Below are 25,579 nucleotides of genomic sequence, written 5' to 3' on the forward strand. Positions count from 1 at the left end.
TTATGGCTGAAGAAGCGCCCCATTCGCACTATCGTAGTGGAAGACCGACGAGATTTTCCCATCGACCGACTCTTTTATCTCTCCAGTCTTTAGATCGTCTTCCACCTTGATTACTTTCTTTGGAAAGGGTGGGCAGCTTACCTGGATACCACTCTGAAAGCCTTGCTCCAGTGGGCGCAAAGAACATTGCAAACCGTCGTAACGAGCGAAATTAAGTCCGCCTTCCGGCGTGAGGATCAGAGAGAATACAGGGCGGCCGAGCATATCCACCGCAGTGAACTTCTGGTTTGCCTTGTAATCAAGATTCGACAGATCGCCAGCCCCGGCATAGGGTCCCACCAAAGAATGCGAGATCAAACCTTCTGGAGTGAGATACAGATGAGGGATCAGACTCCCTGTGCCACGATAATTCCCCAGCCATAGCGCAAGATGAAAGTGCGGTGGGGAGTCGAGATGTCCATGCGGATAGTTTGTGTCGAACCCCATGAGAAAGAGCCGCCCCAGATTCTGGTCGTCGACATAATGATCGAGTCCCAGCTCGCGAATCGCTTCTAACAGGCCAAACTCCAAATTGTTTGCGGCTTCGCGTTGCACCGCTGGAAACTCGCCTGTAGCGTAGGTACCAGCGCGCCTGGACGGATCGCCATGTTCGAAGCGCAGCTCTACTCCCTGCCAATAGAGGTGTGTCTGAAACTCTCCCGAGTTAGGCCGGTCGGCAATCTGCGAGGGCACCGTGAAGTGAATGCCGCTGGAGGTCCGTTCAAAGGAGAGATCCGTGGTCTCAAGCAGGACGCGTTCGAAGGCCTTGCCCTCTGTGTCCACCTGGAGATCGATAAAGGTGGAACGCGGAATACGCATCGCCAGAATTACCTCGCGAGCATTTTGTCTCGCATAAGTAGGATCATCGATCATTTTGCAATCACTGCAGCTTGCGGGGAAATGGATCGTGCTGGGCAAATCCGCTGGCGCATTCGCCGTCTTAACGAGTTTGATTGTGACCAGAACGGTTTCTTCCGCATGAACGACGGAAACAAGCAGAAACAACGACAACAAAGTAGTCAGCAGGTATTTCATGGATCTCCGGAGAGTGACGGCAGCATCCATCAGGATGCTGCCGTTTGGGGATGGAGCTGGCGGCATAACCGCCAGCTTTGTTCTGCGGTTCGATTTAGAAGGCCAGGCGAAGTGCTAGCTGAACCTGGCGCGAAGGAAAGGCGCTGGAGCTACCGCTGAAGGTGCCGAAGCTCGCATTGGGGTTCAAGCTGCCTGTAGCGCCTACAGTGCCGATGTTGGTAGTCGGGCTGATGAAGTTCGTTGCATTCAGAACGTTGAAGGCCTCCACACGGAACTCGAGTGTTTGCCGGTCTGAATGCAGCGAGAACTTCTTGTGAGCTGCAAGATCCAACTGGCCGAAGGCGGGTCCGCGAAGATCATTGCGCCCCGCATTGCCAAAGAGCTGCGCCCCGGCTGGAGCCGATACGGCCGCAGGATTGAGGTACCCGCCAAGAGCGCTGGCGGATTTGACCAGCTTACTTCCGTAGACAGCTCGGGTCGTACCAATCAGGTTTGGCCTCAGGGAGTAGACAGAACTCGTAGTTGAAACCACCTGGTTGGTGTTAGCCGTGTAGGTCAGGTTGATCGGCACACCACTGGTAACAATGTTGATGCCCGTCAACTGCCAGCCGCCCAGTATCTGCTGCTGCCAGCCCGGTGCACTTTGGCCCCAATGTCGTCCATGTCCGAAAGGCAGATCGGCGATGATCGAGGTCGTATCATTCAACGGCTGGTTGTAGCCTGAAGGACCGCGATCCCCTGCAGGATTAGCAATGTTGACTACGGCTCCATCGCCGTTATTCGCCTCGAGATCGGCCGAGGAGTTATTGATTCCGCGCGACCACGTAAAGGAATTGATGAGGAACAGACCATTTTCAAAGCGGCGCTCAAGCTTGGTCTGCAGTGAGTTATAGCTGAGGAAGCCGGCATTGCTCTCCGTCAGAATATCGGTGAAGTTCTTAATCGGCCTGCGATTGAGCAACGACGCACTCCCCGTTGCAGAACAGCTGCCGCTGGTAATTTCAACCGCCGTGCAGAGCCGTGCCTGATTGGTGTCCTCGAGAGCGGCGATGTGGACCGCGTGATTCCCAACATAAGAGATCTCAAGCGTTGTCTTCAGCGGCAACTGCTGTTGAACGGAGAAGTGGAAAGCCTGCACATAACCATTCTTGAAGTCCTTCGGTTGATAGCGGGTTTGCGCCCTGGTCGTCGTAAAATTGGTCGGTCCTGCGAAATTAGTCTGGTATCCGTCCTGGGTGCGGCGGAAGCACGTCGTGGGGTCCTGGGTGAGTGAGGTGCAGATACCCTGGCTGGGCGTCTGGTTGACCGGCAGAGTTGCGGAGTAATTATTCGGACCGTTATAGGCGATCAACCCTTCTCCACCGAAGCGGAATAGATAGGCATACCCAATGCCATAGCCACCACGAATCACGGTTCCAGGCTGTGCTTGGTAAGCAAAGCCTAGACGTGGGCCGAAGTCTTTATAATCCGGGTTGACCAGCGCCCGATCGGCCAGCGAACTACCGCCGACATAGTGAAGCTTATAGACGTGCCCAGGAGTAGTGCTATTCACATCCGTACCGGTACCGGCGTGCAATAGCTGTTGATTGACCGGATCGAAGTTGAGGATATTGTTGTTCTGCTCGTAATTAGGCGATACAAACTCATAACGCAGACCAATATTGATGGTGAGACTGGGCAGAAACTTCCAATCATCCTGGACGTAGCCCATGTGCCAGTAACGAAGATAGTTCACTTCGTTGACGGCATTCAGTGAGTAATTATTCCGTGCACCGAAGAGAAAATCGCTCAGATTTGCCGCCTGCGACGTGGTCGCAGAGCCGGCTGAACTGTACTGGCCGGCATAGGAATCCGAACCGAATTTAGGGTGAAAGTCTGAGATGGCCTGCGACAGCCAGCCATACTCATAACCAACCTTGAGACTATGCTTTCCCTTGATCCACGTGTAGTTCACCTTAGGGTTGGCCTGCGTGGGATTCGTAAACTGGGGACTCGTCCCCTGCTCTCCGAACTGTGTATAGCCCGTGACTGTCTGCGTATTGAGGCCGCCGGTATAAGCCGGGTCCTGGGGAACGTTGGGAATTCCCGCAAGCAGGTTCGGCTGTCCAAGATAAACCGGCTGCTTGCCGCTCGCTGTCCAGGTCTCTCCAAAGCGCAGTTCCAGAATGGAGTTCTGCGAGAGAGTCCAGTTATAGCCTGCTGCCAGTTGGCGTGTGCGTGCATAGAGCGTTCCACTGCTGTTTCCACCTGCCGCACCGGGGAATGGCGGCGGCTGGAAGGTCACATCGGCACGCTGGCTGTAGCGAAAGAAACCGCTCTGAGTCGGGCTCAGAATAAAGTCGGCGCGAGCGTCTCCCTTATCGTCTGTTGTCGTTGTGGCTGGCAGGTATTGGAAGTTGTTCGCTGTCAGTGCCGCACCGGGAATATTCGGAGTTGGCAAAAGCTTGAATACGATCAGAGCAACAGGGTCGATATTAGGATCTGTAAGCGGCACCTGCCCGTTCTCATAGACCTTTCCGGTGTAAGGATTTTTTACCGGGACGGGGGTACCTGTCGGAGTGCCATCCGAAGTAAATAATCCCCCGAGCTCTGTCTGGGTAGGCAGCACCGCCGTAGTCAGCAGGTGAGATACAGAGCGAAGCCCTTCATAGTCGACGAAGAAGAAGAGCTTGTCTTTAAAGATCGGGCCACCCAATGTTCCGCCAAACTGGTTCTGTACAAGGGTGGGCTTGACGCCCGTCCCATAGAAGGGACCGAAGGCATTGAGGACGGTATTGCGCAGATAGTCGTAGGCTCCGCCGTGAAAGCTATTCGAGCCGCTCCGGGTCGTAGCGTTGATGATGGCGCCGCCAGCCCGGCCGTACTCGGCAGAGTAGTTATCCGTCTGAACCTTGAACTCTTGAATCGCATCGGGAGACGGAATCATGGCCTGGTTGGAGAAGCCCTGATTGGCCTCCTGGTAGGCATTGTTGTCGATACCGTCAAGCTCGAAGTTATTGGACTGCGACGTAAGTCCATTGACGTTGTACGAGGCATCGCGCGGAGGATTAGCAACGACAGTGCCATCCAAAGATTTGCTGACACCCGGCACCAGTACGGATAGATCGGCGTAGGCCCGGCCATTCAAAGGCAGTGTGACGGCCTCGGCTCCCTGCACTGTCTCGCCACGATCGCTGCTGTCAGTCTCAAGCAGGCTGGCCGCACCCGAGACTGTAACGCTCTGGGTGTCCGCCCCGAGTTTCAGTGCGAGGTCTACACGCTGCCTTGCTCCCACATTCACAATAAAAGGATCGGTGATCGATTTCTCAAAACCAGCAACCGTAACGGTCAGGGTATATTCCCCGGGCTGGACGTTCGTAAACTCATAGTCTCCGTGTCCGTCCGTCTGCCGCGTGGCAGTGATTCCCTTTCCTCTGTTGGTTAGCACAACAGAAGCAGTAGGAACGGAGGCTCCACTGGGGTCCTTGATCGTGCCCAGTACGCTAGCCGAATCAAATTGGCCCCAGGCTGAAACAATCGCCAGATTGGACAAAAATAAAAGGACGAAGAGTCCCAGAATTCTGCTCATGGAAAAACTTCGATGGAAGGAGAATAAGTGGAGATGATTCTCCTCTAGCGCTCCTTTAAGGGGCACGGAACTTTGAACCATGGCTTTGACTCCTATAAGTACGACAAATGAATTCCAGCGTGCTGCCTGGTGTGTTTCTGTTGGCAGAACTAACACCATTGCCAGAACCCACCAAAGCAATTCACTGCGACGACACCGATACATGCCACAACATCATGTGAATCAGCATGTTACCGCCCATTCTCTGTAACCGATACAGTGAATAGAGTGTTTCAAACCTGGTTTACGCTATATTCATACAGACCTGATTTACTTGATTTACTAAAGCTGAGGCACAATATGGTCTCCATCGACACGGAGGAGATAGCTCCTACTGGTTACGCGATAACCCATAGCCGGCGAGCCTTGGTAAGTCGCGTGATTAGCTCTTCTATATTTGCCAAGAGCGAACGGCTTTCGAGTTTTCTCTCCTGTGTCTGCGAACTAACTCTCAACGGCAGAGCCCATGAGATTAATGAGCAGAAGATCGGTACCCTGGTCTTTGGCCGGCCAGAAGATTACGACTCTTCTATTGATGGAATTGTGCGTACCCAGGCTAGCCGTCTGCGGCAACGGCTTGATCTCTACTTCAATGGGGAAGGTGCGGATGAACCTATACGCATCGTCTTACCCAGGGGAAGCTACGTCCCGCTCTTTGAGCGGAGGCTCCCTGCAGAGGCTATACCCGATCTTCCGCTTATTCCTGCTGAAAATCCGCCGCTCTTACCTCCGACCAAGCTCGGCACAATAGAGAACACAGGTCGCAGCGCAAGGCTCCCGTGGATACTGGTTACAATTCTCTCAATCGCGATCCTGGCCATCCTGATCAGAAACAGAGAGGTTTCATCCCGAGGGTCTTCGCCTATAGCACCACACCCACTCTGGAGCCTTCTCTTCCTCCCGGATCAAAGCACCATCGTCGTGCCGGGCGATAGTGCCCTGGTGATCTGGCAGGGGCTGATGAAGAAAAATGTAGGGCTGGCAGACTATCTCAGCGGAAATTACCGCAAGACAAGATCCGGAACAGATGCCACAGTCAGTCAGGCCTCTGCCGTCGAGCTAGGCAGCCGGCGTTATACTTCGATCGTTGATCTGGACATTGCCAGGGCTCTCTCCCACTTTGGAGACCTAAGGAAAAGTTCCGTTGAACTACGATATGCGCGCGATGTCAGGCCAAATGATCTGAAGCAAGGCAACGTTGTGCTCATCGGCGCCCCAGAGGCAAATCCATGGGTTGAGCTATTTGAGCCCAACATGAATTTTGTCTTTTCCAACGAACGAAGCCGCGAGATCTATTCCGTGCTCAATCGGAAGCCTGTTGGAACTGAGTCTGCAAAATGGGATTCCCAATATAACGACCCCCTGCACCGCGTCTACGGGGTTGTGGCCTTCCTGCCTAACCTGAGCGGCAAGGGTAATGTGCTCATCCTGGAAGGAACCTCGATGGCTGGCACCGAGTGCGCCTGGGACTTCGTTGCTGACGATTCGGTGTTATTGCCCTTCCTGAATCAAATCATGCGCGCCAACGGGACCATCCCCTATTTCCAGATCGTGCTGGCTACCAGCAATATGAATGGCAGTTCGGTCAAGAGCAACATCCTGGCCTGGCGCGTCACGAACTAACGCAAGGGCAAGCCTCCTTGACATGCTGCGAAGCTTCAAGAGTGGTCAGGTATCTGCGCAACCGATTCATTCAGTTCGAGAGTCTCAAACGCATCGGACAAGGCATCCCTTTACACTCGCAGCCAATGGTGAGTAGAGTCAGAGTTTCGGCAAAAGCTTAACCTCGCTTCGGCTGTCCACTTCCGCCGATTCTGCGACAAACTTCTATAATGGGTTGTCTGACAGGAAGAACCAGGAAAACTTCATGCAAGTGATTTCCAAGCGTTTTGGCGTGATTGGCGGGTTTGCGTTGATGTTGCTCCTGCTAGCCATCAACACCGTCACGACGAGGCATCAGCTGGCTATCCAACTCGACTCCCAGGCGTGGGTGGCACACTCACGGATGGTACTCCTCGAGCTGGCCAAAACGGAATCGCTGCTGAAGGATGCAGAGACAGGACAACGCGGCTTCCTCTATACCGGAGACCCTAAGTACCTTGCCCCGTATCAATCAGCCATTCACGAGATCAATTCACACATCGACAGGCTGGCACAACTGACTGCGGACAACCCGCAGCAGCAGGCCAGAGTCGCGACACTACGCGAGTTCTCCGATGCGAAGCTGAACGAACTCGCCCAGACGATCGCCCTCTACAAGTCGGGCAAAACAGACGCAGCCAAGGCATTCGTATTATCCGACGCTGGGCTCAAAAAGATGGATGATATCCGGAGTTTGATTGGTGAGATGGGACGAGAAGAAGACTCTCTCCACACCACTCGTGCTGCGGCCTATCGAAAGAGCATCCAGGGGACGATCTTTTCGATCTATCTGGCGAGTGCTGTCGCAGGGCTCGGCCTGATCTTCCTTGCTTATTACATCCTTCGCGAAATGGACCTTCGGCAAAAACATGCCCGGCAGCTCCTTGACCGTGAGGAGTGGTTCCGAGTGACGCTCACCAGCCTCGGCGATGCCGTGATTGCAACCGACGAGCTCGGCAGCGTTACCTATCTTAATCCTCTGGCGGAGCAACTCATGGGGACCACCATGCCTCAGGTTGTCGGACGCACCATCGAGGATGTCTTTCCCATCTTTAACGAGATGACCCATGCTCCGGTAGAGAACCCCGTAACGAGAGTCATGGAACTCGGACGCATCGTAGGCCTGGCCAACCATACCGTCCTTCAGCATACTGACGGCTCGTTGATTCCTATCGAAGACAGCGCCTCTCCGATACGGGATCGCCACGATCAGTTGATTGGCGTTGTCCTGGTCTTTCGCGATGCCACGCAGGAACGCAAGACGCAGGAACTCTTGCGCGAGACTGAAAAGCTGACCGCCACCGCGCGCCTATCAGCTACCGTTGCTCACGAGATCAATAACCCGCTGGAAGCTATCGGGAATCTGATCTACCTGGCCAAGGGCACTCCCGGCATTCCCCTTGACGCCGCTGAACACCTGGAGACTGCGGAGCAAGAGCTTGAGCGTGTGTCTCACATCACCAAACAGACGCTCGGGTTCTATCGCGAATCCAAGGTGCCGGAACGCATCGATCTTCCGTCATTGATCGAATACGTACTCAAGCTCTGCGCCAATAAGCTCAGGGCCAAAAACATCACGGTCCTGCGCGAGTACGAGGAATGCCCGCACGTCCCCGGCATCTCCGGCGAACTGAAGCAGGCTATCTCCAACCTCATCTCCAACGCCGCCGATGCCGTAAACGAAGACGGAACGATCTGGATCAGATTGGCCTGCGTGGAAGACACCGGTGGCAGCTTCGTTCGAGTGGAGATTGAAGATGACGGTCCGGGAATCTTACCCGAACACATAGATCGAATATTCGAGCCCTTCTATACGACCAAGAAGGATGTCGGCACAGGCCTCGGATTATGGGTCACAAAAGAGATCGTGGACAGGCACGGGGGAATGATTCACATTCACCCTCAGAGCAAGGATGGCGCGCGTGGCGCTGCCTTTAAGGTCTCTCTCCCCTGCCAGCCAAGCGAACCCGGCAACACAGAAACCAGGAACGGAAGCTTCCCACCCGGAGCATAAGTGAGGTTATCGGCATCCTTTTGCGGCAGCCTAAAATGTTGCTATGGATTCAAGCCCCTTCTCCCCCTACGGAGAGTTAGCTCACCGGCTGCTACCGTCATTTCCGTCTTCAGGCGATGGAGCCCATGACGTCTCTCACCTTGAACGGGTATGGCGTAATGCCATGGCAATCCACGCTGAAGAAGGCGGAGACCTGGAACTGCTGGCAGCCTCTGTCCTGCTGCATGATTGCGTTCAGGTTCCAAAGAACTCTCCCCTTCGAGACACCGCATCCAGACTGGCAGCCGACGAGGCGCGAAAGCTGCTCCGAATCCTGGGATGGGCAAAGCCTCGCATCGAGACAGTCGCAGGTGCCATAGAAAGCCACAGCTACTCTGCCGGAATCACACCGGCATCTCTCGAAGGCCGCATTCTGCAGGATGCAGATCGACTGGATGCCATCGGCATGACCGGAATTGCTCGCTGCTTCTATACGGCAGGCCGCATGGGCTCCAGCCTTTATGCCCCAATCGATCCCCGGGGCGACACGCGTCCGTTGGATGATCGTCAGTTCGCACTCGATCACTTTCCCAGGAAACTACTGAAGCTGGTGGACGGCTTTCAAACGGCAACGGGCCGGCATCTTGCCCTGCAACGGCAGCGCGCCTTGCAGGAGTTCTATGAAGGCATGCTCGCAGAGATTGGCTCCTGATTAGAGTTCAGTTCATCATCTTTATCAGCAAACGTTTGCTAAACTAATGCTGGATTCCGGGCATTCTCAATCAAAAGCCAATCTCGCCAACCGGATGACTGAGGATTTTTCATTTTGTAGCAGCTAACGGGCCCCTCATCAGGAAGCCTGCTCAGGAAGCTATGCCCACACTTCTTCCTACCTTCGAAGCTGCATAGTCCTGCCTCACGCCGATGCACATTTTGCGGTAGAAAACCGGGAGTGCCCCCGCAATCCATCAGTGAACGAAGGATTTTAGCGGGGCTTTCGCTTGTGCCCGCACCGCGAAACGAAATCCTTGACAAACGACATCGCGCAGGAGTATCCCTTTTCACGAAACTACTTCATAGATTGTTTTGACATTTGAGTAAACGTTTTCCAGTCAAGGCAAAGTCAATTTGAATTCTGGAGGCAACTTTGAGGCTATCGAGAGAACTTAAGATCTGGCATTTTTGCGTAGGGCTATTGGTCGGCTTAGCCCTTACATCAACCGCCGCAGCTCAATTGGACCAGGGTGCGCTTACCGGCGTGGTGAAAGACTCCTCAGGAGCCGTCGTGCCTCATGCATCCGTCACCCTGACTGAAACCGATACCAACTTCACCGTGAAGTCGCAAAGCAATGGCAACGGCGTTTACGTCTTCGACCCCATCAAGATCGGCCATTACTCCATCACTGCTACCGCACCTGGGTTCAAGAGTACGGACTTGTCAGGGATTGAAGTGCATGTCAATCAACGACTGGAAGAGGATGTACAGCTTCAGGTAGGCGGTGCAAATGCGACCGTGGAAGTAAGCGCAGCGTCTACTCCCCTTCTTCAGACCCAGGAGTCCAGCGTTGGCCAGGTGATGAGCCAGCAACAGATCAACGACATCCCGCTCAATCAGCGCAACTACGTCTTCCTTGCCCAACTATCTACCGGAGTTACCCCCACCAATGGCGGACGAGGTGCGGGAAATGGCGACTTCAACGCCAACGGTGAACGCGAGACACAAAACAACTTCATCCTGGATGGCGTCGATAACAACTCGAACTCCATCGACTTCCTGAACGGAGCCAGCTACAGCATCAAGCCTCCTCCGGACGCCCTGCAGGAGTTCAAGATCCAGACCTCGAACTCCAGCGCGGAGTTCGGGCATTCAGCCGGTGGCGTGGTCAACGCCAGCATCAAGTCAGGAACCAACCACTTTCACGGTGATTTATGGGAGTATGCACGCAATAACGATTTTGGTGAGGCCCCTCCCACAGAGTGGCAGTCTCCGACCATTCGCGCGGTTCAACCTTACCATCAAAACCAGTTCGGCTTTACTCTCGGCGGACCGATCTTCAAAGACAAGCTCTTCTTCTTCGGTGATTACGAAGGAAATAGGATCATCGAAAACTTCCCGGAGATTTCGAGTACACCAACGTTGTTGATGCAAAGCCAGCCAGGCAATTTTTCCGAACTTCTGAATACCTCCCTGACCGGCAACAGTCAGCCATGGAGAGTGTATGAGCCTAACTCTGGTGGCGCAGCCCCCCTGGGCTCGGCATGCGGAAATCCGGTTAATGTGATGTGCCCTTCCGAGATCAATCCGACGGCACTGAAGCTCTTTCAGGCAGCGTACCCCAAGCCGAATGCTGGTATCCCCGGACAAACCTATAACAACTACGACTGGAGCCAACTGAACTCAGACTCTACGAATCAATTCGATATCCGGGTCGATTACAACCTGAGTGCAAAGGATCAGGTCTTTGGCCGAGTAAGCTGGTCGCACGAAAACAAGTATGTGTCTGCGCCCCTGGGCCCGGTCTTCGACGGCGGCGGTACAGATAATGATGGAACCTTTATCAATCAAGGCAAGAATGCCGCTTTCAGCTGGAACCACGTCTTCTCGCAGAACCTGATCAATCAGGCCCGCTTTGCCTATAACTGGGGATATTTCTCCTGGTTCCAGCAAAGCTATAACAATGGAGGCCTGGACGCCCAATACGGCCTGGGAGGACTTGCTCCCTACTCCGCTTCCCTTGGAAATGGCGGCCTGCCGCAGCTCTACGTCAATGAGTTTCCCGAGATTGGGCCACCCCTCTTCCAGCCTTCTCCTGAACACCAGAACGGCTATCAGATCATCGATGACGCGACGAAGGAATATCACAACCATTCGTTTAAATTCGGCGTTGACTTTCAGAACATCCGCTACTCCGTCTATCAGCCGGAGTTCGGAAAAGGAGCCTATAACTATGGCGGAGGTCTGACCAGTCTTCCTGGCAGTTCCTTCCCTTCCGGTTATGGTCTCGCGGACTTCCTGGCCAATGAAATGGATGAGGGGTTTGTATCCAATCCCACTCCCTCGAATCTGGGTCGCTGGTATCGTGCAGCCTACTTTCAGGATGACTGGAAAGCAAGCCAGCACCTCACCATCAACATGGGACTTCGCTATGACTATTTCTCGCCGCCGGTCGAGCGCCTGGACCATCAAGCCGAGTTCTACAGCACAGGTCCCCTCAATGTGCCGGCAGGTGGATCGGGAGTCTACGAACTGCCCGAGTCTCAGAGAAACGTTCCTCTGAACCCGGCCTTTCTGGCCTATTTGATCCAGGACAATATCTCTGTCCAGTACAGCAACAACCGTTCCCTGCTGAATGCCCAGCATGCCAACTTTGCACCGAGACTGGGAATCTCCTATCAACCCTCTAGCAAAGTAGTCGTTCGAACTGGGTTCGGACTCTACTATGCCGGAATCGAGAACGTAGGAAACTTCGTCAACCTGGGAACGAACTATCCCTTTGACGTCGAACAGACGTTTCCCCAACCTTCGTGTCTCTTGAACAATTGCCCCTCCGACGGTATCAAGCTGGAGACCGGGCCTCCAACCACCGGACTAGCGCTACCCACACTTGTCGGTTGGGATCATGACATCAAGACCACCTACAGCATGCAGCAAAATCTGAGTCTCCAATACGCGATCACGAACAACACGAGCGCAACGATCGCGTATGTGGGTACGGAATCACGTCATCTGGGCGTTGTAGTATTTCCCAACGGCTCGGCTGCGCTTCTTCCTCCTGGAATAAGTGGTGTTCCGTATGAACCATTCCCTGCAATCGGCAGCATCCACCAACTTACGTTTGGGGCAGAGGCCAGCTATAACTCCATGCAGGTTAAGCTCGAGCGCCATCTTAGTAACGGCTTGAGCTTTGTCGGATCGTATACGTGGTCCCATAATCTCGATGACTCCAGAGAGCCGCTCCCCGACAGCTCCGATGGAGGCAATCGGTCCTACAACATCCTGGGCCTTGCACCGGATTACGGAAACTCGCCCTTTGATGTCCGGCAGCGTTTTACCTTCACCGGCACCTACCAGCTACCCTTCGGAAGAGGCAGGAAGTATCTGAACCGCAACAAGCTGGAAAACATCGTGCTGGGCGGCTGGGATACGACTCTCCTCTTCCTTTCACAAACCGGCACGCCCTTTACCGTTGCATCCAACACGCCGACAGTCAATGGAGCGGGGGCGTTTCCTTACCTCATAGCCGATCCTTTCAAAGGTGGAGGAACACCACCGGCGAGCAACCCAACCATCACTTGCCCCACCCAGGTGCGGACTCCGACGCACTGGTATAACCCCTGCGCCTTTGCAGATCCAGCCCTCCCCACCGTCATTACCGCCCCCGTAACGGGCGCCGGCAATATTCTGCAGTACCTCGGCAGTCCACGGTCGCAGATCTCCGGCCCTGGATATGAACGAGTCAATATGACCTTCACAAAATCTTTCCCGACCATCAAGGACCAGTATCTGCAGTTCCGTGCGGATGTCTTCAACCTTCTCAACACTCCCTCATGGGGCGCACCCTCTAACCAAAGTACCGGGGTACAGGGTGGTCTGATTACAGGTCCGGCGTTCTTCGGGAACTACACCCCGGATGCCCGGTTCTTCCAGCTAGCAGCGAAGTATTACTTTTGAAGTAATCTTATTCCCGACCGCTCAAGAGCTTCTTTAAGCTCTTGAGCGGTTTCCTTCACATCCAGAGAGGAAAACATGTCCAGAAGCTTCCGAGCAGGCTCCCTTGTCCTAGCCGCGATCGCATTCACCGCCGCAGGTACAGCCCAGAGCCCCAAGGCGACACTTAACATTCAACTTGATAAACCGCTCCACGCAGTAAGCCCAACGCTCTATGGGCTCATGACAGAAGAGATCAACTACTCATACGATGGTGGGTTGTATGGGGAGCTGGTACGCAACCGGACGTTTCATGATCACGACTGGTCAGGTACAGCGCGCTGGGACCTGGCGCATACGGGCGACGCAGAGGTCACCATGGCTATCGATGATACCGACGGCCCCAGTGAGGCACTGAGCAGAAGCTTGTTGCTGGATATCAAGCAGGCCGACCCTGCCAATCAGGCAGGTGTGAGAAACGAAGGCTACTGGGGCATGGCCGTCCGGCCAGACACCACCTACAAAGGATCCTTCTATGCCAAGGGGGAAACCGGCGATATGGGACCGGTCCATATCACTCTGGTGAACGATAACTCGGGCGCCGTGCTGGCAAGCGCTACCAGTGAATCGCTAACGGCTGGCTGGCAGAAGTACGAATTTACGCTCAAGACAGGCAAAGTTGAGACTTCCTCGGAGAACCATCTACAGCTCACACTAGGTCATACAGGCAAAGTATGGCTGTCGCTAGTCTCGCTATTTCCTCCCACCTATAAGAACCGGGAAAACGGCAATCGCATCGACATCATGGAAAAGCTGGCGGCGATGCATCCGCAGTTCCTGCGTCTGCCTGGCGGCAACTACCTGGAAGGCGACACGATCGAAGAGCGCTTCGACTGGAAGGCCACCCTTGGCCCCCTGGTGGATCGCCCAACGCACAGAAGTCCATGGAACTATCAATCCTCCGATGGGCTGGGATTGCTGGAGTTTCTGGAGTGGACAGAAGATCTGAATATCAAACCAGTGTTAGCTGTGTACGCAGGCTACTCCCTGAAGGGAGCGCATGTACCTCCAGGCCCCGGATTGCAGTCCTATGTGAATGATGCTCTGGATGAGATCGAATTTGTAACAGGCGATGCCAACAGCACAAAGTGGGGCGCTGCACGCGCGAAGCTTGGACATCCGGCTCCCTTTCCACTGACCTACGTAGAGATCGGCAACGAAGACTGGTTCGATCGTTCCGGCAGCTATGAGGGCCGGTATGCGCAGTTCTACAAGGCGATTAAGGCCAAGTACCCGCAGCTTCAACTCATCGCAACCGCACCCCTAAAGCGCACGAAGCCGGATGTTATCGACGATCACTACTACAAGCGGGCAGATGAGTTCTTCGATTTCGTGAAGCACTATGACGACGCTGACAGGAATGGGCCGAAGATCTTCGTAGGAGAGTGGGCAACGCGTGAAGGGAGCCCGACTACAAACTTCGGAGCCGCTCTCGGCGATGCCGCATGGATGACAGCGATGGAGCGCAACAGCGATCTGATCGTGATGGCCTCCTATGCTCCGCTCTTCGTCAACGTGAATCCCGGAGGAATGCAGTGGGAGTCCAACCTGATCGGCTATAACGCGCTCAGCAGCTATGGAGCTCCCAGCTACTACGCACAGTCAATGTTCGCTGAATATCTCGGGACAGAGGTGCCGGCATCCACGATTGAAGGAGAGGGTCATCGCTTCTTCTACTCCGTTACACGAGACTCGGCTAAGGGTAAGGTCTACCTCAAACTCGTGAATGCGACCTCCGCACCAAAGCCGGTCCAAATCAATATGAGTGGAGCAGGCACGATATCCGCATCAGGCATGCTGATATCGCTCAGCGCGACAAATCCGGCTGAGACGAATACCATCTCTGCACCGACGAGAATCGTTCCAGAAAAGACAGGGCTGAAGAATCTGAGTTCTAACTTCAGTCATACCGTTCCGGCCTATGCGGTACAGGTTTTGGAGATTTCGACGAAGTAATGCTTTCCCAACCTGTTCGTGCTGGAGAGATCCAGCACGAACAGTAACGACACGGGACTCTACGCACCTTTCCCAGATCCTTGTCTGGTTCGAGGGACGAGGGCAGGCCTTCGTAATAGGCCAGAATTGCCAAAGGGAACAGCCTCCAATTCTGAAATGAATCTGCAGAACCTGCTTAGCCTGACGACCTAGTAACGGAGAACGCAGATGAGATACCAGATAACCGCCTTCATTTTATTTGCAGCTATCGCTGGATCAAGGGCTCTGCCTGCCCAACAGGGAAAGAGTTCGGACGTTGGCATAGCGCAAACACCCCCCATGGGCTGGAATAGTTGGGATTCCTATGGACTCACCATCAACGAAGCTCAGTTTCGCTCCAATGTGCAGGTTCAAACAGCAAAGCTGAAGCCCTTTGGATGGAATTATTCGATCATCGACGAAGGATGGTTTCTTCGCAATCCGCAGGACCGCCCGCATCCGGAACTGCTTCAGTTTGAACTCGATGCTTTTGGACGTTACATCCCAGTACCCGCGAGATTCCCTTCCGCCCTGGATGCCCAGGGTCGGAATGAAGGATTCGCCGCGATGGGCCGCTGGGTACACGCACAGGGATTGAAGTTCGGCATTCATATCGTGCGCGGCATTCCACGGGAGAGCGTACGGCAGAACCTGCCGGTAGAAGGTTCTGCGTTTCATGCGATCGATGTTGCCGACCAGACCGATGCCTGTCCCTGGGATCCGACCAACTGGGGCGTAAAGGACAATGCAGCCGGACAAGCCTGGTACGACTCTTTGCTACATCAATACGCTGCATGGGGTGTCGATTTCCTGAAGGTCGATTGCATCGCGGACCACCCTTACAGGATCAGCGAGATTCGCCAGATACAACTCGCGATCGAACACAGTGGCCGGCCAATCCTCCTTAGCCTGTCTCCGGGACCGACGGATCTAAGCCATGCAGCAGAGATTGGTTCGCTGGCCCAGATGTGGCGAATCTCCAATGACATCTGGGATGTGTGGAAGAGCGACAGACCCTTTCCACGCACGGTGGATAGCCAGTTCGCGCTGGCTGCGGCGTGGGCTCCCTATGCGCAGCCGGGAAACTGGCCGGATGCCGACATGCTCCCTTTCGGCGAGTTGCGCCCCAAGCCGGACGTAGGACCGGGACCCCGTAAGACCAGGCTGACGATCGATGAGCAGCAGACGATGCTAACCCTCTGGGCCATGGCACGCAGTCCGCTCATGCTTGGGGCTAACCTGACGATGCTCGATGCCGAGACACTTCAACTCGTTACAAATCGTGATGTTCTTCAGATCGATCAAAAGGCACTTGCGAGCCGCGAGATTCTTCAAGAGGGCGACATGGTCGCGTGGACGGCGGATCTCGGAAACAGAGAACATGTTCTGGCAATCTTCAATCGAGGCGACGTCCCTCTCCATGTAACGAAAGATCTGGCCAGCTTCGGGCTTGTCGTACGGACATGGAAGGCACGTGACGTATGGCAGAGGAAGACGGTGACACCTATCCATTCCGTGGACCAGATGATCGCTCCTCACGGATGTGTGCTCCTGATGCTGCAGCCATAAGAGTGTTACCGTCCCAACTTGCAACGGAGAGTTTGATTGCCTGACAGAAAAATACGAGCGATCGTCGCAGCACTGGGTCTTGCACTTGGAGCCGGAAGTGTTGCGGCACAGTTACCAGGGGTGAAAGAGCCTGCTCTTCCTCGCCAAAGGCTTGCAGAAGAGAACTTCGGTAACGATGCTCCGTGGTTCCTGCAGAACATTCCCTTTCTCGAGATCGACGATCCTGCGATTCAGCAGATCTACTACTATCGCTGGAAGCTCTTTCGTTCTCACGTCCGGGAGATCGGCGCACAAGGCACAACGGTGCTGGAGTTTCTGGACGATGTCCCCTGGGCACGGCATCCCTACACGGATCTGAACGACTCCGCATCTTTTCATCTCATGGAAGGACGTTGGCTGCGTGATCCCGCAATTGTCGATAACCTGATCGATCATCTGTACAGCGGTGGCGGCAATGACCGCCACTTTTCAGAGTCCATTGCAGCCGCAACGGAGAGCACCACCTTCGTGACCGGTGACCCTGCACCAGCACTGCGGCATCTCGACACCATGCAGTACATCTATAACGAGTGGGACGATCACTTCGACCGGGCACGCAATCTGTACTGGATCGAACCTCTGCTGGATGCGACGGAGTACACGATCTCTTCCATCGACGCCTCGGGTGCGGGCTTCACCGAGAAACCCAGTACCGACCAGAACCACAATGGATTTACCGGAGGTTTTGCCTTTCGGCCTTCGATCAATAGCTATCAGTATGCCAATGCCCTGGCTATTGCGAGACTCGCAGTCCTGGCCGGAAGGAATGACGTCTCCGCAGACTACACCCGACGCGCGGAGAAGATTCAAACCGCGGTACTCGATCAGCTTTGGAATACCCAACTCCAGCACTTCACCGATCGATATCAACGGTCGACTCCCACTGTCAGCGCTGGAGAGTTTATTCGTGGGCGAGAGCTTGTCGGCTATGTCCCGTGGCTCTATGAGCTCCCTCCAAAGGACGTATCCAGCATAGGAAAATACGTAGTCGCATGGCAGCACGCGCTCGCTTCCAATGAGCTTGGAGGACCGCACGGGCTTCGTACCGTCGAGCCGAGTTATCCTCGTTACCTTGCGCAATATCGATACGATCAGCCTACAGGCCAACCAGAGTGCCAATGGAATGGACCTTCGTGGCCCTTGCAGACCTCGCAGGCACTCACGGCGCTCGCCAACCTTCTGGACGACTATCAGCAGTCAAGCATCACCAAAGCTGATTATCTGCGGCTCCTGCGGCAGTACACGCAGCAGCATTTCTTATCTCCGGGACACCCGGATATTCAGGAAGACTACAACCCGGATACGGGCACGCCGATTGTAGGATTGCAGCGTTCACATCATTACAATCACTCGACCTACATCGATCTGATCCTGAGTGGGCTGATAGGTATTCGCCCCCGTGCGGACAACACGCTTGAGATCGCCCCTCTGCTCCCTACCGAAAACACCCGAGGGGAACCGCCGATACGTTACTTTGGCCTGCAGCATCTTGCGTATCACGGTCACGACGTGGGCATCTTCTACGACCTTGACGGCTACCACTATGGGATCGGCACTGGGCTTTCTATCTATGTGGATGGCAAACGCAGCTATGGTCCGAAACCGCTTGTTCCCGTGAAGATCACGCTTCCACCTACCAGGCTAAAAACCTCAGCCCTTTCACCGCAGGTGGATCTCTTCGTCAACCCTGGCGTTCCCGATGGCCCGATCGCAACGGCCTCTTCGAGCATCACGCCGTCTGCTATAGGACAGGCCCTCGATGGCAGACTATGGTTCTTCCCGGAAAACCCAAACGGCTGGACACCTGCACCAGAGAACACTGGACAGCCTAGCTGGTACTCCATCGATCTTCGACAGAACCGAACTGTCGGCTTAGTAAAGCTATATTTCTTCTCGGATGGAAAGCAGTATCAAGTCCCTTCGAGATTTCAATTACAGGCTCTTACTCCAAGCGGTTGGAAGGATATTCCGGGTCAACAGCATTCCCCACGGCAACCACTAGCCAATGGGGAGAATGACATTACATTTCCGGTCATCACGACACAGAATCTGCGCGTTGTGATTAGTAATCCAAGTACTCCTGCAACATTCCGCCTCATCGAGATCGAGGGTTTTGCTCCCGAGGTGAATCAAGACCGCTTTAGCGCTGAACACCAAAGGTAAACACCGTTTCAGAGTGCATTGTCTGGCCGGGCTTCAAGAGTGTCGATGGGAATTTCGGTTCATTGGGTGAGTCGGGAAAGTGTTGCGTCTCCAGGCAGAAGCCGGCATGCTTCGAATAAGCTACGCCAAACTTCCCGGTCTTTGTTCCATCCAGAAAGTTGCCTGAGTAGAACTGCACTCCTGGCTCGGTAGTCCTGATCGTGAGGGTACGTCCGCTGGATGGATCATACGCATGCGCTGCAAGATGTAATTCACCAATCTTACCGTTCAAGACAAAGTTGTGGTCATAGCCGCCTGCCCGCTTCAGTTGCTCATTCGTCGCATCGATGCGGCGGCCAATGGCCGTTGCTGTGCGAAAGTCGAAGGGCGTCTGCGCTACCGGAGCCAGCTCGGAGGTAGGAATCAGTCCCGCATCGACAGGCGTATAACGATCGGCAGGTATCGTCAGGACCTCATCGAGGATGGTTCCCTTTCCATCGCCAGCCAGATTGAAGTAACTGTGATTTGTAAGGTTAAACACCGTCGGCTTGGTCGTCGTGGCACTGTAGTCGATGTGCAGCGACTCTCCCTCGACGGTATAGCGCACATGAGCCGTAAGCGTGCCAGGAAAGCCCATATCGCCGTCGGGACTGACCAGCGTCATCTCTACGCCGTTGGGGATTTCCTGCCCTGTCCACACCTTGTGGTCGAAGCCGATAGGCCCACCGTGCAATGCATTGGCCTTATCGTTCAAAGGAACATGGAACGTTTCGCCGTTGATCGTAAACGTCCCCTTCGCGATACGGTTGCCATAGCGTCCGACAATAGCCCCGAAGTAAGTGCTCTTGTCCGCCTCATACTGAGATACCTTGTCGTAGCCCAGAACAACATCGGCCTTCTTCCCACTACGATCCGGAGCTTCGATGCTGACGACACGCGCGCCGAAGGTCGTGATGCGCACTGTAAGGTCACGATCGCTGAGCGTGAAGATCTCGACCGGCTTGCCGTCCGCAGTCCTGCCCCAGCTTGTCTTGTTCACTCCAGCGTGTGCAATGGAGCCTGCCAACAGAACTGCTGTGCCTATGAGTACCGTGCTCTTCAACTGCATTCGCAACCTCCCTAAGATCGAGCCTTCCCTTCGAAGATCTACGAAGGATTTCCCTGTCCATACGTCGCATCTTTTCCGTGCTTACGGAAGTAATGACGATCCAGCAACCCCTGCGAAACCTCTCCAGCATTCGCCTTGAGGCCTATTGTGCGATAGGCCATACGCGCCACAGCCTCCAGCACCACGGCATTATGCGCGGCATCATGCGCTGTCTTTCCCCAGACAAACGGGGCGTGCCCCGCAACCAGGCAAGCAGGCACGGCCAGTGGGTCGACCGGCGATGAACCGTCCAAGCCCCGAAAACGAGCCACAATCGCCAGCCCCGTTTCATGCACATAACGGCCGCCAATCGCAGCGTCCGACAGCGGCGCAGTAACTGGAACAGGGCCGTAGAAATAATCCGCGTGGGTCGTGCCGAACGCCGGGATCGGCAAGCCGGCTTGCGCAAAGCTCGTAGCAAACTCCGAGTGCGTATGCACCACGGCGCCAATCTGCTCGAACTCCCGATACAGCAGCGTATGCGTATCAAGGTCCGACGAAGGACGCAGTGTTCCCTCGACGATCTTGCCATGAAGATCTGTAACGACCATGTGTTCCGGCTTCAGCACATCATAGTCAACCCCCGAAGGCTTGATCACGACTAATCCCTGCTCACGATCCACCCCGGAGGCATTGCCAAAGGTGTACAGCACAAGGCCGCGCCGCACCAACTCCAGGTTTGCTTCCAACACCTCTTCGCGCAATTGCTTCAGTAACATCGTCTCTCTCCCATTTCCCAACTAGCTTATCGAAGCTGACGGCGAAACTCACGAAGGCGTGTCTCCGCATCGATCACAATAAGCTCAACACCCGCTATCTCAGCAAAGTCTTCCATGTGTTCCATCGTCAAGGCCTGGCTGAAACCCGTATGATGCGCTCCGCCTGCATAGATCCAGGCAGCCGCAGCAACCTTCAGATTCGGTTTCGGCAGCCATACCGCACGTGCCACCGGCAGATTTGGCAGAGACTGTTCCGGCTGGATCACATCGACTTCATTCACGATGAGACGGAAGCAGTCTCCCAGGTCAATCAACGAAGCAACGACGGCCGGGCCGCTCGGAGCCGTGAAGACCAACCTCACTGGATCAGCCTTTCCGCCAATGCCGAGAGGATGGACTTCGAGCGAAGGCTTCTCCTCTGCAATCGACGGGCAGACCTCAAGCATGTGCGAACCGAGAATCTTCGGTGTTCCGCTGAAGTCATAGGTGTAGTCCTCCATGAAGGAGGTTCCACCCAGCAGTCCCTGAGCCATCACCTTCATCGTGCGAACCAAGGCTGCCGTCTTCCAATCTCCTTCACCGCCAAACCCATAGCCATCGGCCATCAGGCGCTGCACAGCAATCCCAGGAAGCTGTCCGAGCCCATGAAGGTCCTGGAAGTTGTCAGTGAAGGCACCAAAGCCACCTTCTTCCAGGAAGGCACGAAGCCCCAGTTCAATCTTCGCAGCAACGCGAAGCGCCTCTGGACGATCATGTTGTTTGGCAATCGAATACTGTTCGCGGTACTCCGCAATCAGCTTGTTTGTCTCGGCATCAGTGATCTGATCTACCCGCGCAACGAGATCGCCTACACCATAGGCGCTTACGCTATATCCGAGTTGGATCTCCGCCGAAACCTTGTTACCCTCTGTCACCGCAACATCGCGCATGTTGTCGCCGAAACGTGCAACCTTGAGGTTCTGCGACTCATGCCAGCCCACCGCCGCACGCGTCCAGGCAGCGACCTCGGCAATCGTCTCGGGATCTTGCCAAAAACCAACTACAACCTTCCGTGCCAATCGCATCCGTGCCGTAATGAAACCGAACTCACGATCGCCGTGCGCGGCCTGGTTCAGGTTCATGAAGTCCATGTCGATGGACGACCACGGCAGCTCGCGATTGAACTGCGTATGCAGATGCAGGAACGGCTTTGTAAGTGAGTTGAGGCCTGCGATCCACATCTTTGCAGGTGAGAAGGTATGCATCCAGAGCACAAGTCCGATGCAATTGTTCTGGTTATTTGCCTCACGGCACAAAGCACGAATCTGTTCCGGCGTCGTCAGCACAGGCTTGAAGACGATCTTGAAAGGAATAGAGGCTTCCGCATCCAGAGAGGCAGCGATATGCTGCGAATTTTTAGCTACTTGAGCCAGGGTTTCTGGACCGTAGAGATGCTGACTTCCGGTCACAAACCAAACTTCCAAACCTTTGAACTTTTCCATACTTCCCCCCTTTTACAATCCCCCAGTTACAACGCTCACGAAATCTTGCCTGAACGAGGCCGAAAGCGAACCGTATAAAACCCACCAAAAACAGTTAGCAGCAGTCCCCACCAGAAGGTGGGATGAAGATGATGGAGCACGGTCTGGGCCTCATGCTGTCCGAACCATGCCCACGCTCCATAAGGCAACAGCACAACGCCATACAGCAGCGTCAACCCACCTACGAAGAAACCGATGAAGATCACGACGACGAAGTACAAAACAAGGATCAGGATGTCGACCGGTGCTAGATGCGTCAGTTGATGGGGCATCAGGAAAGCGGCCATGCCATCTACATGCGGACTTGGGATCACGAGGCATTCTCCAGCAATCAAGGAAACGTTTTCTTCAAACACACCCTATACGGCGCAATGATGGCCTGTCAAACAAACGCAGTAATCTAAATCGGGCTGCAAAAGAAAACGCCGGTATACGTTTTCTCAAAATGATGGGCGCCGGCACAAGCAAGCATCCGACAGAACGGAGAAAGCGGCATAAACTCTCTCGTGAGACAAGATTCAAGCGGCGACTCCCCACCGTTCTACGCCTTGGGTTCCCTTACCTGGGCGGCGATTTTGCGCAGCTCAGGCAGCACGTCAGCCAAAGTATCGGAGACACTTCCGCGTTGCCCGAAGGCGAAGTACACCTCACGGTAGAGCCGGAACAGTTCGTTGTAGCGGGCTGTCGCAACAGGTTCCGGTTCGTAGACTTTGAACAGCAGGCACATCTTTTCCTGGGCTTCTTCGATGGAGGCAAAGACCCCGGCCGCTACCAGCGCAAAGATTCCCGACCCCAGGCTGGTCGGTACCCCATTCGGGACCAGTACCGGTTTGCCAAGCACGTCTGCGTAGACTTGATTCAGTACGGCATTGTTCTGAGGAATGCCGCCGGCGTTGATGACGCGGTTCACGGGGATGCCATACTCGGCCATCCGCTCAAGGATGATGCGCGTATGAAACGCTGTTCCTTCAATCGCCGCAAAGAGCTCATCCTTCGCCGTGTGAATCAGGTTCCACCCCAGCGTGATGCCGCCCAGCTCAGGATTGACAAGCACCGTGCGGTCGCCGTTGTCCCAGCTCAGCCGCAGCAGGCCCGTCTGGCCCGCCTTGTACTCTTCGAGCCCCTGGGACAGCGTGCGAACGTCTGTTCCAGCGCGCCGCGCAATCGCCTCGAAGATATCGCCGGTTGCGGAGAGACCGGCCTCAATCCCGCTGTAGGCCGGATGAACACTTCCTGGAACCACGCCGCAGACACCCGGCACCAGCCGTGTCTCGCGGCTCATGGCGATGATGCAGGTGGACGTACCGACAACGTTCACGACATCGCCTTCACGGCACCCAGCACCGATCGCATCCCAGTGCGCATCGAACGCCCCCACAGGAATGGGGATTCCGGCGCGCAGGCCCATCTGGCTGGCCCAGTACTCGCTCAAGGAGCCCGCTACAGCATCGGAGGTGCGATAGTTCCCTTCCAACCTGGCACGAACGCCGTCAAAGAGCGGGTCGAGCTTTGAAAGAAATTCCTGCGGAGGGAGACCGCCCCAACGCGGATTCCACATCCACTTGTGCCCCATGGCGCAGACACTGCGCGGCGCAAGTGCGGGATCTGTAATACCGATCAGTGTGGCCGCCACCATGTCGCAGTGCTCAAAGGCCGAGGCGAAGCGAGAACGCTTCTCAGGATTATTGCGGAGCCAGTAGAGCAGCTTCGCAAATCCCCACTCATGCGAGTAGACGCCACCACACCACTCGATGGCCTCCAGATGCTCGGCATGCGCGAGTTCGGTAATCTGCTGCGCCTCTTTGTGAGCGCGATGGTCGCACCAGAGCAGATACTCATCCAGCGGTTGCATCTGCGCATCGACCGGGATCACGCTCGATCCGGTGGTGTCGAGCGCCAGTGCGACGACATCGTCAGCCGCAACACCCGTCTGTGCCAGCACCTCGCGCGTAGCCTGCACGAGGGCCTTCATCTGGTCGTCATGCGATTGCGTGGCAAAGTCGGGGTCGTCCTTGTGGCGATGCAGAGGGTAGCTCGCGGAGGCCGTTCCCAGCCTTCCCCGCTGGCTGTCCAGCAACGTAACGCGAACACTCAGCGTTCCAAAATCCACCCCTGCGACAATCGGCATCATAACCCCTTATAAGTCGTTCCTGTAGCATCTTTATAGCAACTAGCGTAAACGTTTACCAACACTCGAACATTAGCGGCGGGTCACAGGGATGTCAACTTAATCTTAAACTCTCGTCAGAAAGTACTTACAGCCGTATGCTGTCAGTTATGCCGTTCCGGACCCTTCTCGTATGAAACGTTCTCAAAGTACCCCTAAGAGCGAAGCTGCCCGCAAGATCGACATTCGCGGTGTCGCCGCCAAGGCTCGTGTCTCCATTGCCACGGTCTCGCGCACCATCAACCATGTACCCACGGTTGACCCGGTCCTCGCAGCCCGCGTCTGGAGCGCCGTCGCGGAGCTTAACTACTTCCCTAATACTCAGGCGCGCGCGCTGGTTTCAGGCAAGAGCAAGCTACTGGGACTGATCGTCTCGGAGATCACCAACCCCTTCTTCCCTGAACTCATCCAGGAGTTCGAGCAGGTCGCCGTAGAGCGGGGTTACGAGATCCTGATCGGGTCGACGAACTACGAGAAGAAGACGATCGAGCAGTGCGCGCGACGGATGCTTGAGCGCAAGGTAGATGGCGTAGCCGTCATGACCTTTGGCATCGAGGAGGTTCTCTTCGAGCGTTTTGCCGTCGATAACATCCCGGTCGTATTCATCGACGCCGCGCCTTCACGGCCGCTGAGCAGCGTGCTGGCGGTCGACTACCGCACCGGCATCTATGAAGGCGTACAGCATCTCGCCGTCCTCGGCCATCGCAAGATCGGCTTCATCACGGGACCGCTTCGGCTGCGCTCGGCGGAGGCTCGCAAGGCGGCCTTCCTCGATTGCCTGCGCTCCACAGGACTCAAGGCCGACCCGGCATGGATCATTGAGGGAGATCACACGCTGGACGGCGGACGGGATGCGATGCAGAAGATCCTCGCCCTGCCACAGTGGCCTACAGCCATCATGTGCTCCAACGACATGACGGCTATCGGTGTGCAGCATGCTCTCTTCGAAGCGAAGCTGAAGGTGCCTGATGATTTTTCATTGGTTGGCTTCGACGATATTCATCTGGCCGAATATACGATTCCACCGCTTACGACGGTACGGATGTCCTGCAAGGATCTCGCACTGAGAGCCGTCAACGATCTCTTGTCGCACTTACAGGATTCGCCGGCCAAGCCAGAAGCACCCAGCAAGATCATTACGAGATTGATTGTGCGGCAGACTACTGGATTACCGAAGGATGCGCTGGCGGATCTTCCAGGGAAAAGTACGCGGAAGAAGAGTCGAGAGTAGGTGAGGATTAGCACAGGAATAGATAGTGTCTAGCGAACCTGGAACGAC

15 protein-coding genes are annotated in these 25,579 nt (G+C 55.2%); 8 read left to right on the top strand and 7 right to left on the bottom strand.

The annotated features are described in order from the left end of the window. Together ACIX8_RS14390 and ACIX8_RS14395 are read right to left on the bottom strand one after the other, a co-directional pair. A complete protein-coding gene (locus ACIX8_RS14390) occupies nucleotides 1-1,074 on the bottom strand; it encodes a hypothetical protein (protein WP_014266077.1) in 1,074 nt (357 codons plus the stop codon). A gap of 94 nt (nucleotides 1,075-1,168) precedes the next feature. Further along, nucleotides 1,169-4,642 carry a TonB-dependent receptor gene (locus ACIX8_RS14395; protein WP_044176792.1) on the bottom strand — a complete coding sequence of 1,158 codons (3,474 nt, stop codon included), beginning with the start codon at nucleotides 4,640-4,642 and terminating at the stop codon, nucleotides 1,169-1,171. Nucleotides 4,643-5,059: 417 nt separating this feature from the next. Between ACIX8_RS14395 and ACIX8_RS25290 the strand changes: the two genes are divergently transcribed. The 7 genes from ACIX8_RS25290 (at nucleotide 5,060) to ACIX8_RS14430 (ending at nucleotide 18,768) form a co-directional block, all read left to right on the top strand. After that, entirely contained in the window at nucleotides 5,060-6,304 is a 1,245-nt protein-coding gene (locus ACIX8_RS25290) for a hypothetical protein (protein WP_223295340.1), read from the top strand. A 244-nt stretch (nucleotides 6,305-6,548) separates the two neighbouring features. Then, nucleotides 6,549-8,336: a CHASE3 domain-containing protein gene (locus ACIX8_RS14405; RefSeq protein ID WP_014266080.1), complete on the top strand. Its 1,788-nt coding sequence runs from the start codon at nucleotides 6,549-6,551 to the stop codon at nucleotides 8,334-8,336. Between the two features lie 43 nt (nucleotides 8,337-8,379). Continuing rightward, the gene (locus ACIX8_RS14410) at nucleotides 8,380-9,027 is read left to right on the top strand and encodes an HD domain-containing protein (RefSeq protein WP_014266081.1); all 648 of its coding nucleotides are present in this window, start codon (nucleotides 8,380-8,382) and stop codon (nucleotides 9,025-9,027) included. Nucleotides 9,028-9,510: 483 nt separating this feature from the next. Further along, nucleotides 9,511-12,987: a carboxypeptidase regulatory-like domain-containing protein gene (locus tag ACIX8_RS14415; RefSeq protein ID WP_223295341.1), complete on the top strand. Its 3,477-nt coding sequence runs from the start codon at nucleotides 9,511-9,513 to the stop codon at nucleotides 12,985-12,987. Nucleotides 12,988-13,062: 75 nt separating this feature from the next. Further along, nucleotides 13,063-14,979, top strand: coding sequence for an alpha-L-arabinofuranosidase C-terminal domain-containing protein (locus ACIX8_RS14420; protein WP_014266083.1), 1,917 nt, complete (start codon nucleotides 13,063-13,065; stop codon nucleotides 14,977-14,979). A gap of 207 nt (nucleotides 14,980-15,186) precedes the next feature. Continuing rightward, the gene (locus tag ACIX8_RS14425) at nucleotides 15,187-16,566 is read left to right on the top strand and encodes a glycoside hydrolase (protein ID WP_014266084.1); all 1,380 of its coding nucleotides are present in this window, start codon (nucleotides 15,187-15,189) and stop codon (nucleotides 16,564-16,566) included. Between the two features lie 36 nt (nucleotides 16,567-16,602). Further along, on the top strand, nucleotides 16,603-18,768 hold the full coding sequence (locus ACIX8_RS14430) for an MGH1-like glycoside hydrolase domain-containing protein (protein WP_014266085.1): 2,166 nt from the start codon (nucleotides 16,603-16,605) through the stop codon (nucleotides 18,766-18,768). Here the strand turns inward: ACIX8_RS14430 and ACIX8_RS14435 are convergent. The 5 genes from ACIX8_RS14435 to ACIX8_RS14455 all read right to left on the bottom strand — a co-directional run bounded on the left by ACIX8_RS14435 (nucleotide 18,746) and on the right by ACIX8_RS14455 (nucleotide 24,261). Beyond that, a complete protein-coding gene (locus ACIX8_RS14435) occupies nucleotides 18,746-19,855 on the bottom strand; it encodes an aldose epimerase family protein (RefSeq protein ID WP_014266086.1) in 1,110 nt (369 codons plus the stop codon). The two genes, ACIX8_RS14430 and ACIX8_RS14435, sit on opposite strands and share 23 nt — an antisense overlap. Before the next feature lie 38 nt (nucleotides 19,856-19,893). Next, the gene (locus tag ACIX8_RS14440; protein WP_014266087.1) at nucleotides 19,894-20,613 is read right to left on the bottom strand and encodes an L-ribulose-5-phosphate 4-epimerase; all 720 of its coding nucleotides are present in this window, start codon (nucleotides 20,611-20,613) and stop codon (nucleotides 19,894-19,896) included. 26 nt (nucleotides 20,614-20,639) lie between these two features. Next, nucleotides 20,640-22,094 (bottom strand): L-arabinose isomerase, encoded by a 1,455-nt coding sequence (araA, locus tag ACIX8_RS14445; RefSeq protein ID WP_014266088.1) that lies wholly within the window; start codon nucleotides 22,092-22,094, stop codon nucleotides 20,640-20,642. Between the two features lie 35 nt (nucleotides 22,095-22,129). Then, nucleotides 22,130-22,447 carry a hypothetical protein gene (locus ACIX8_RS14450; protein ID WP_014266089.1) on the bottom strand — a complete coding sequence of 106 codons (318 nt, stop codon included), beginning with the start codon at nucleotides 22,445-22,447 and terminating at the stop codon, nucleotides 22,130-22,132. 227 nt (nucleotides 22,448-22,674) lie between these two features. Then, nucleotides 22,675-24,261, bottom strand: coding sequence for a ribulokinase (locus ACIX8_RS14455; RefSeq protein ID WP_014266090.1), 1,587 nt, complete (start codon nucleotides 24,259-24,261; stop codon nucleotides 22,675-22,677). Between the two features lie 172 nt (nucleotides 24,262-24,433). Here ACIX8_RS14455 and ACIX8_RS14460 point away from each other — a divergent pair, with 172 nt between their 5' ends. Next, nucleotides 24,434-25,531: a LacI family DNA-binding transcriptional regulator gene (locus tag ACIX8_RS14460; RefSeq protein ID WP_014266091.1), complete on the top strand. Its 1,098-nt coding sequence runs from the start codon at nucleotides 24,434-24,436 to the stop codon at nucleotides 25,529-25,531. The last annotated feature ends 48 nt before the right edge of the window (nucleotides 25,532-25,579 follow it).

It is taken from the genome of Granulicella mallensis MP5ACTX8 (assembly GCF_000178955.2).
In the GTDB taxonomy this organism is placed as follows: Bacteria; Acidobacteriota; Terriglobia; order Terriglobales; family Acidobacteriaceae; genus Granulicella; species Granulicella mallensis.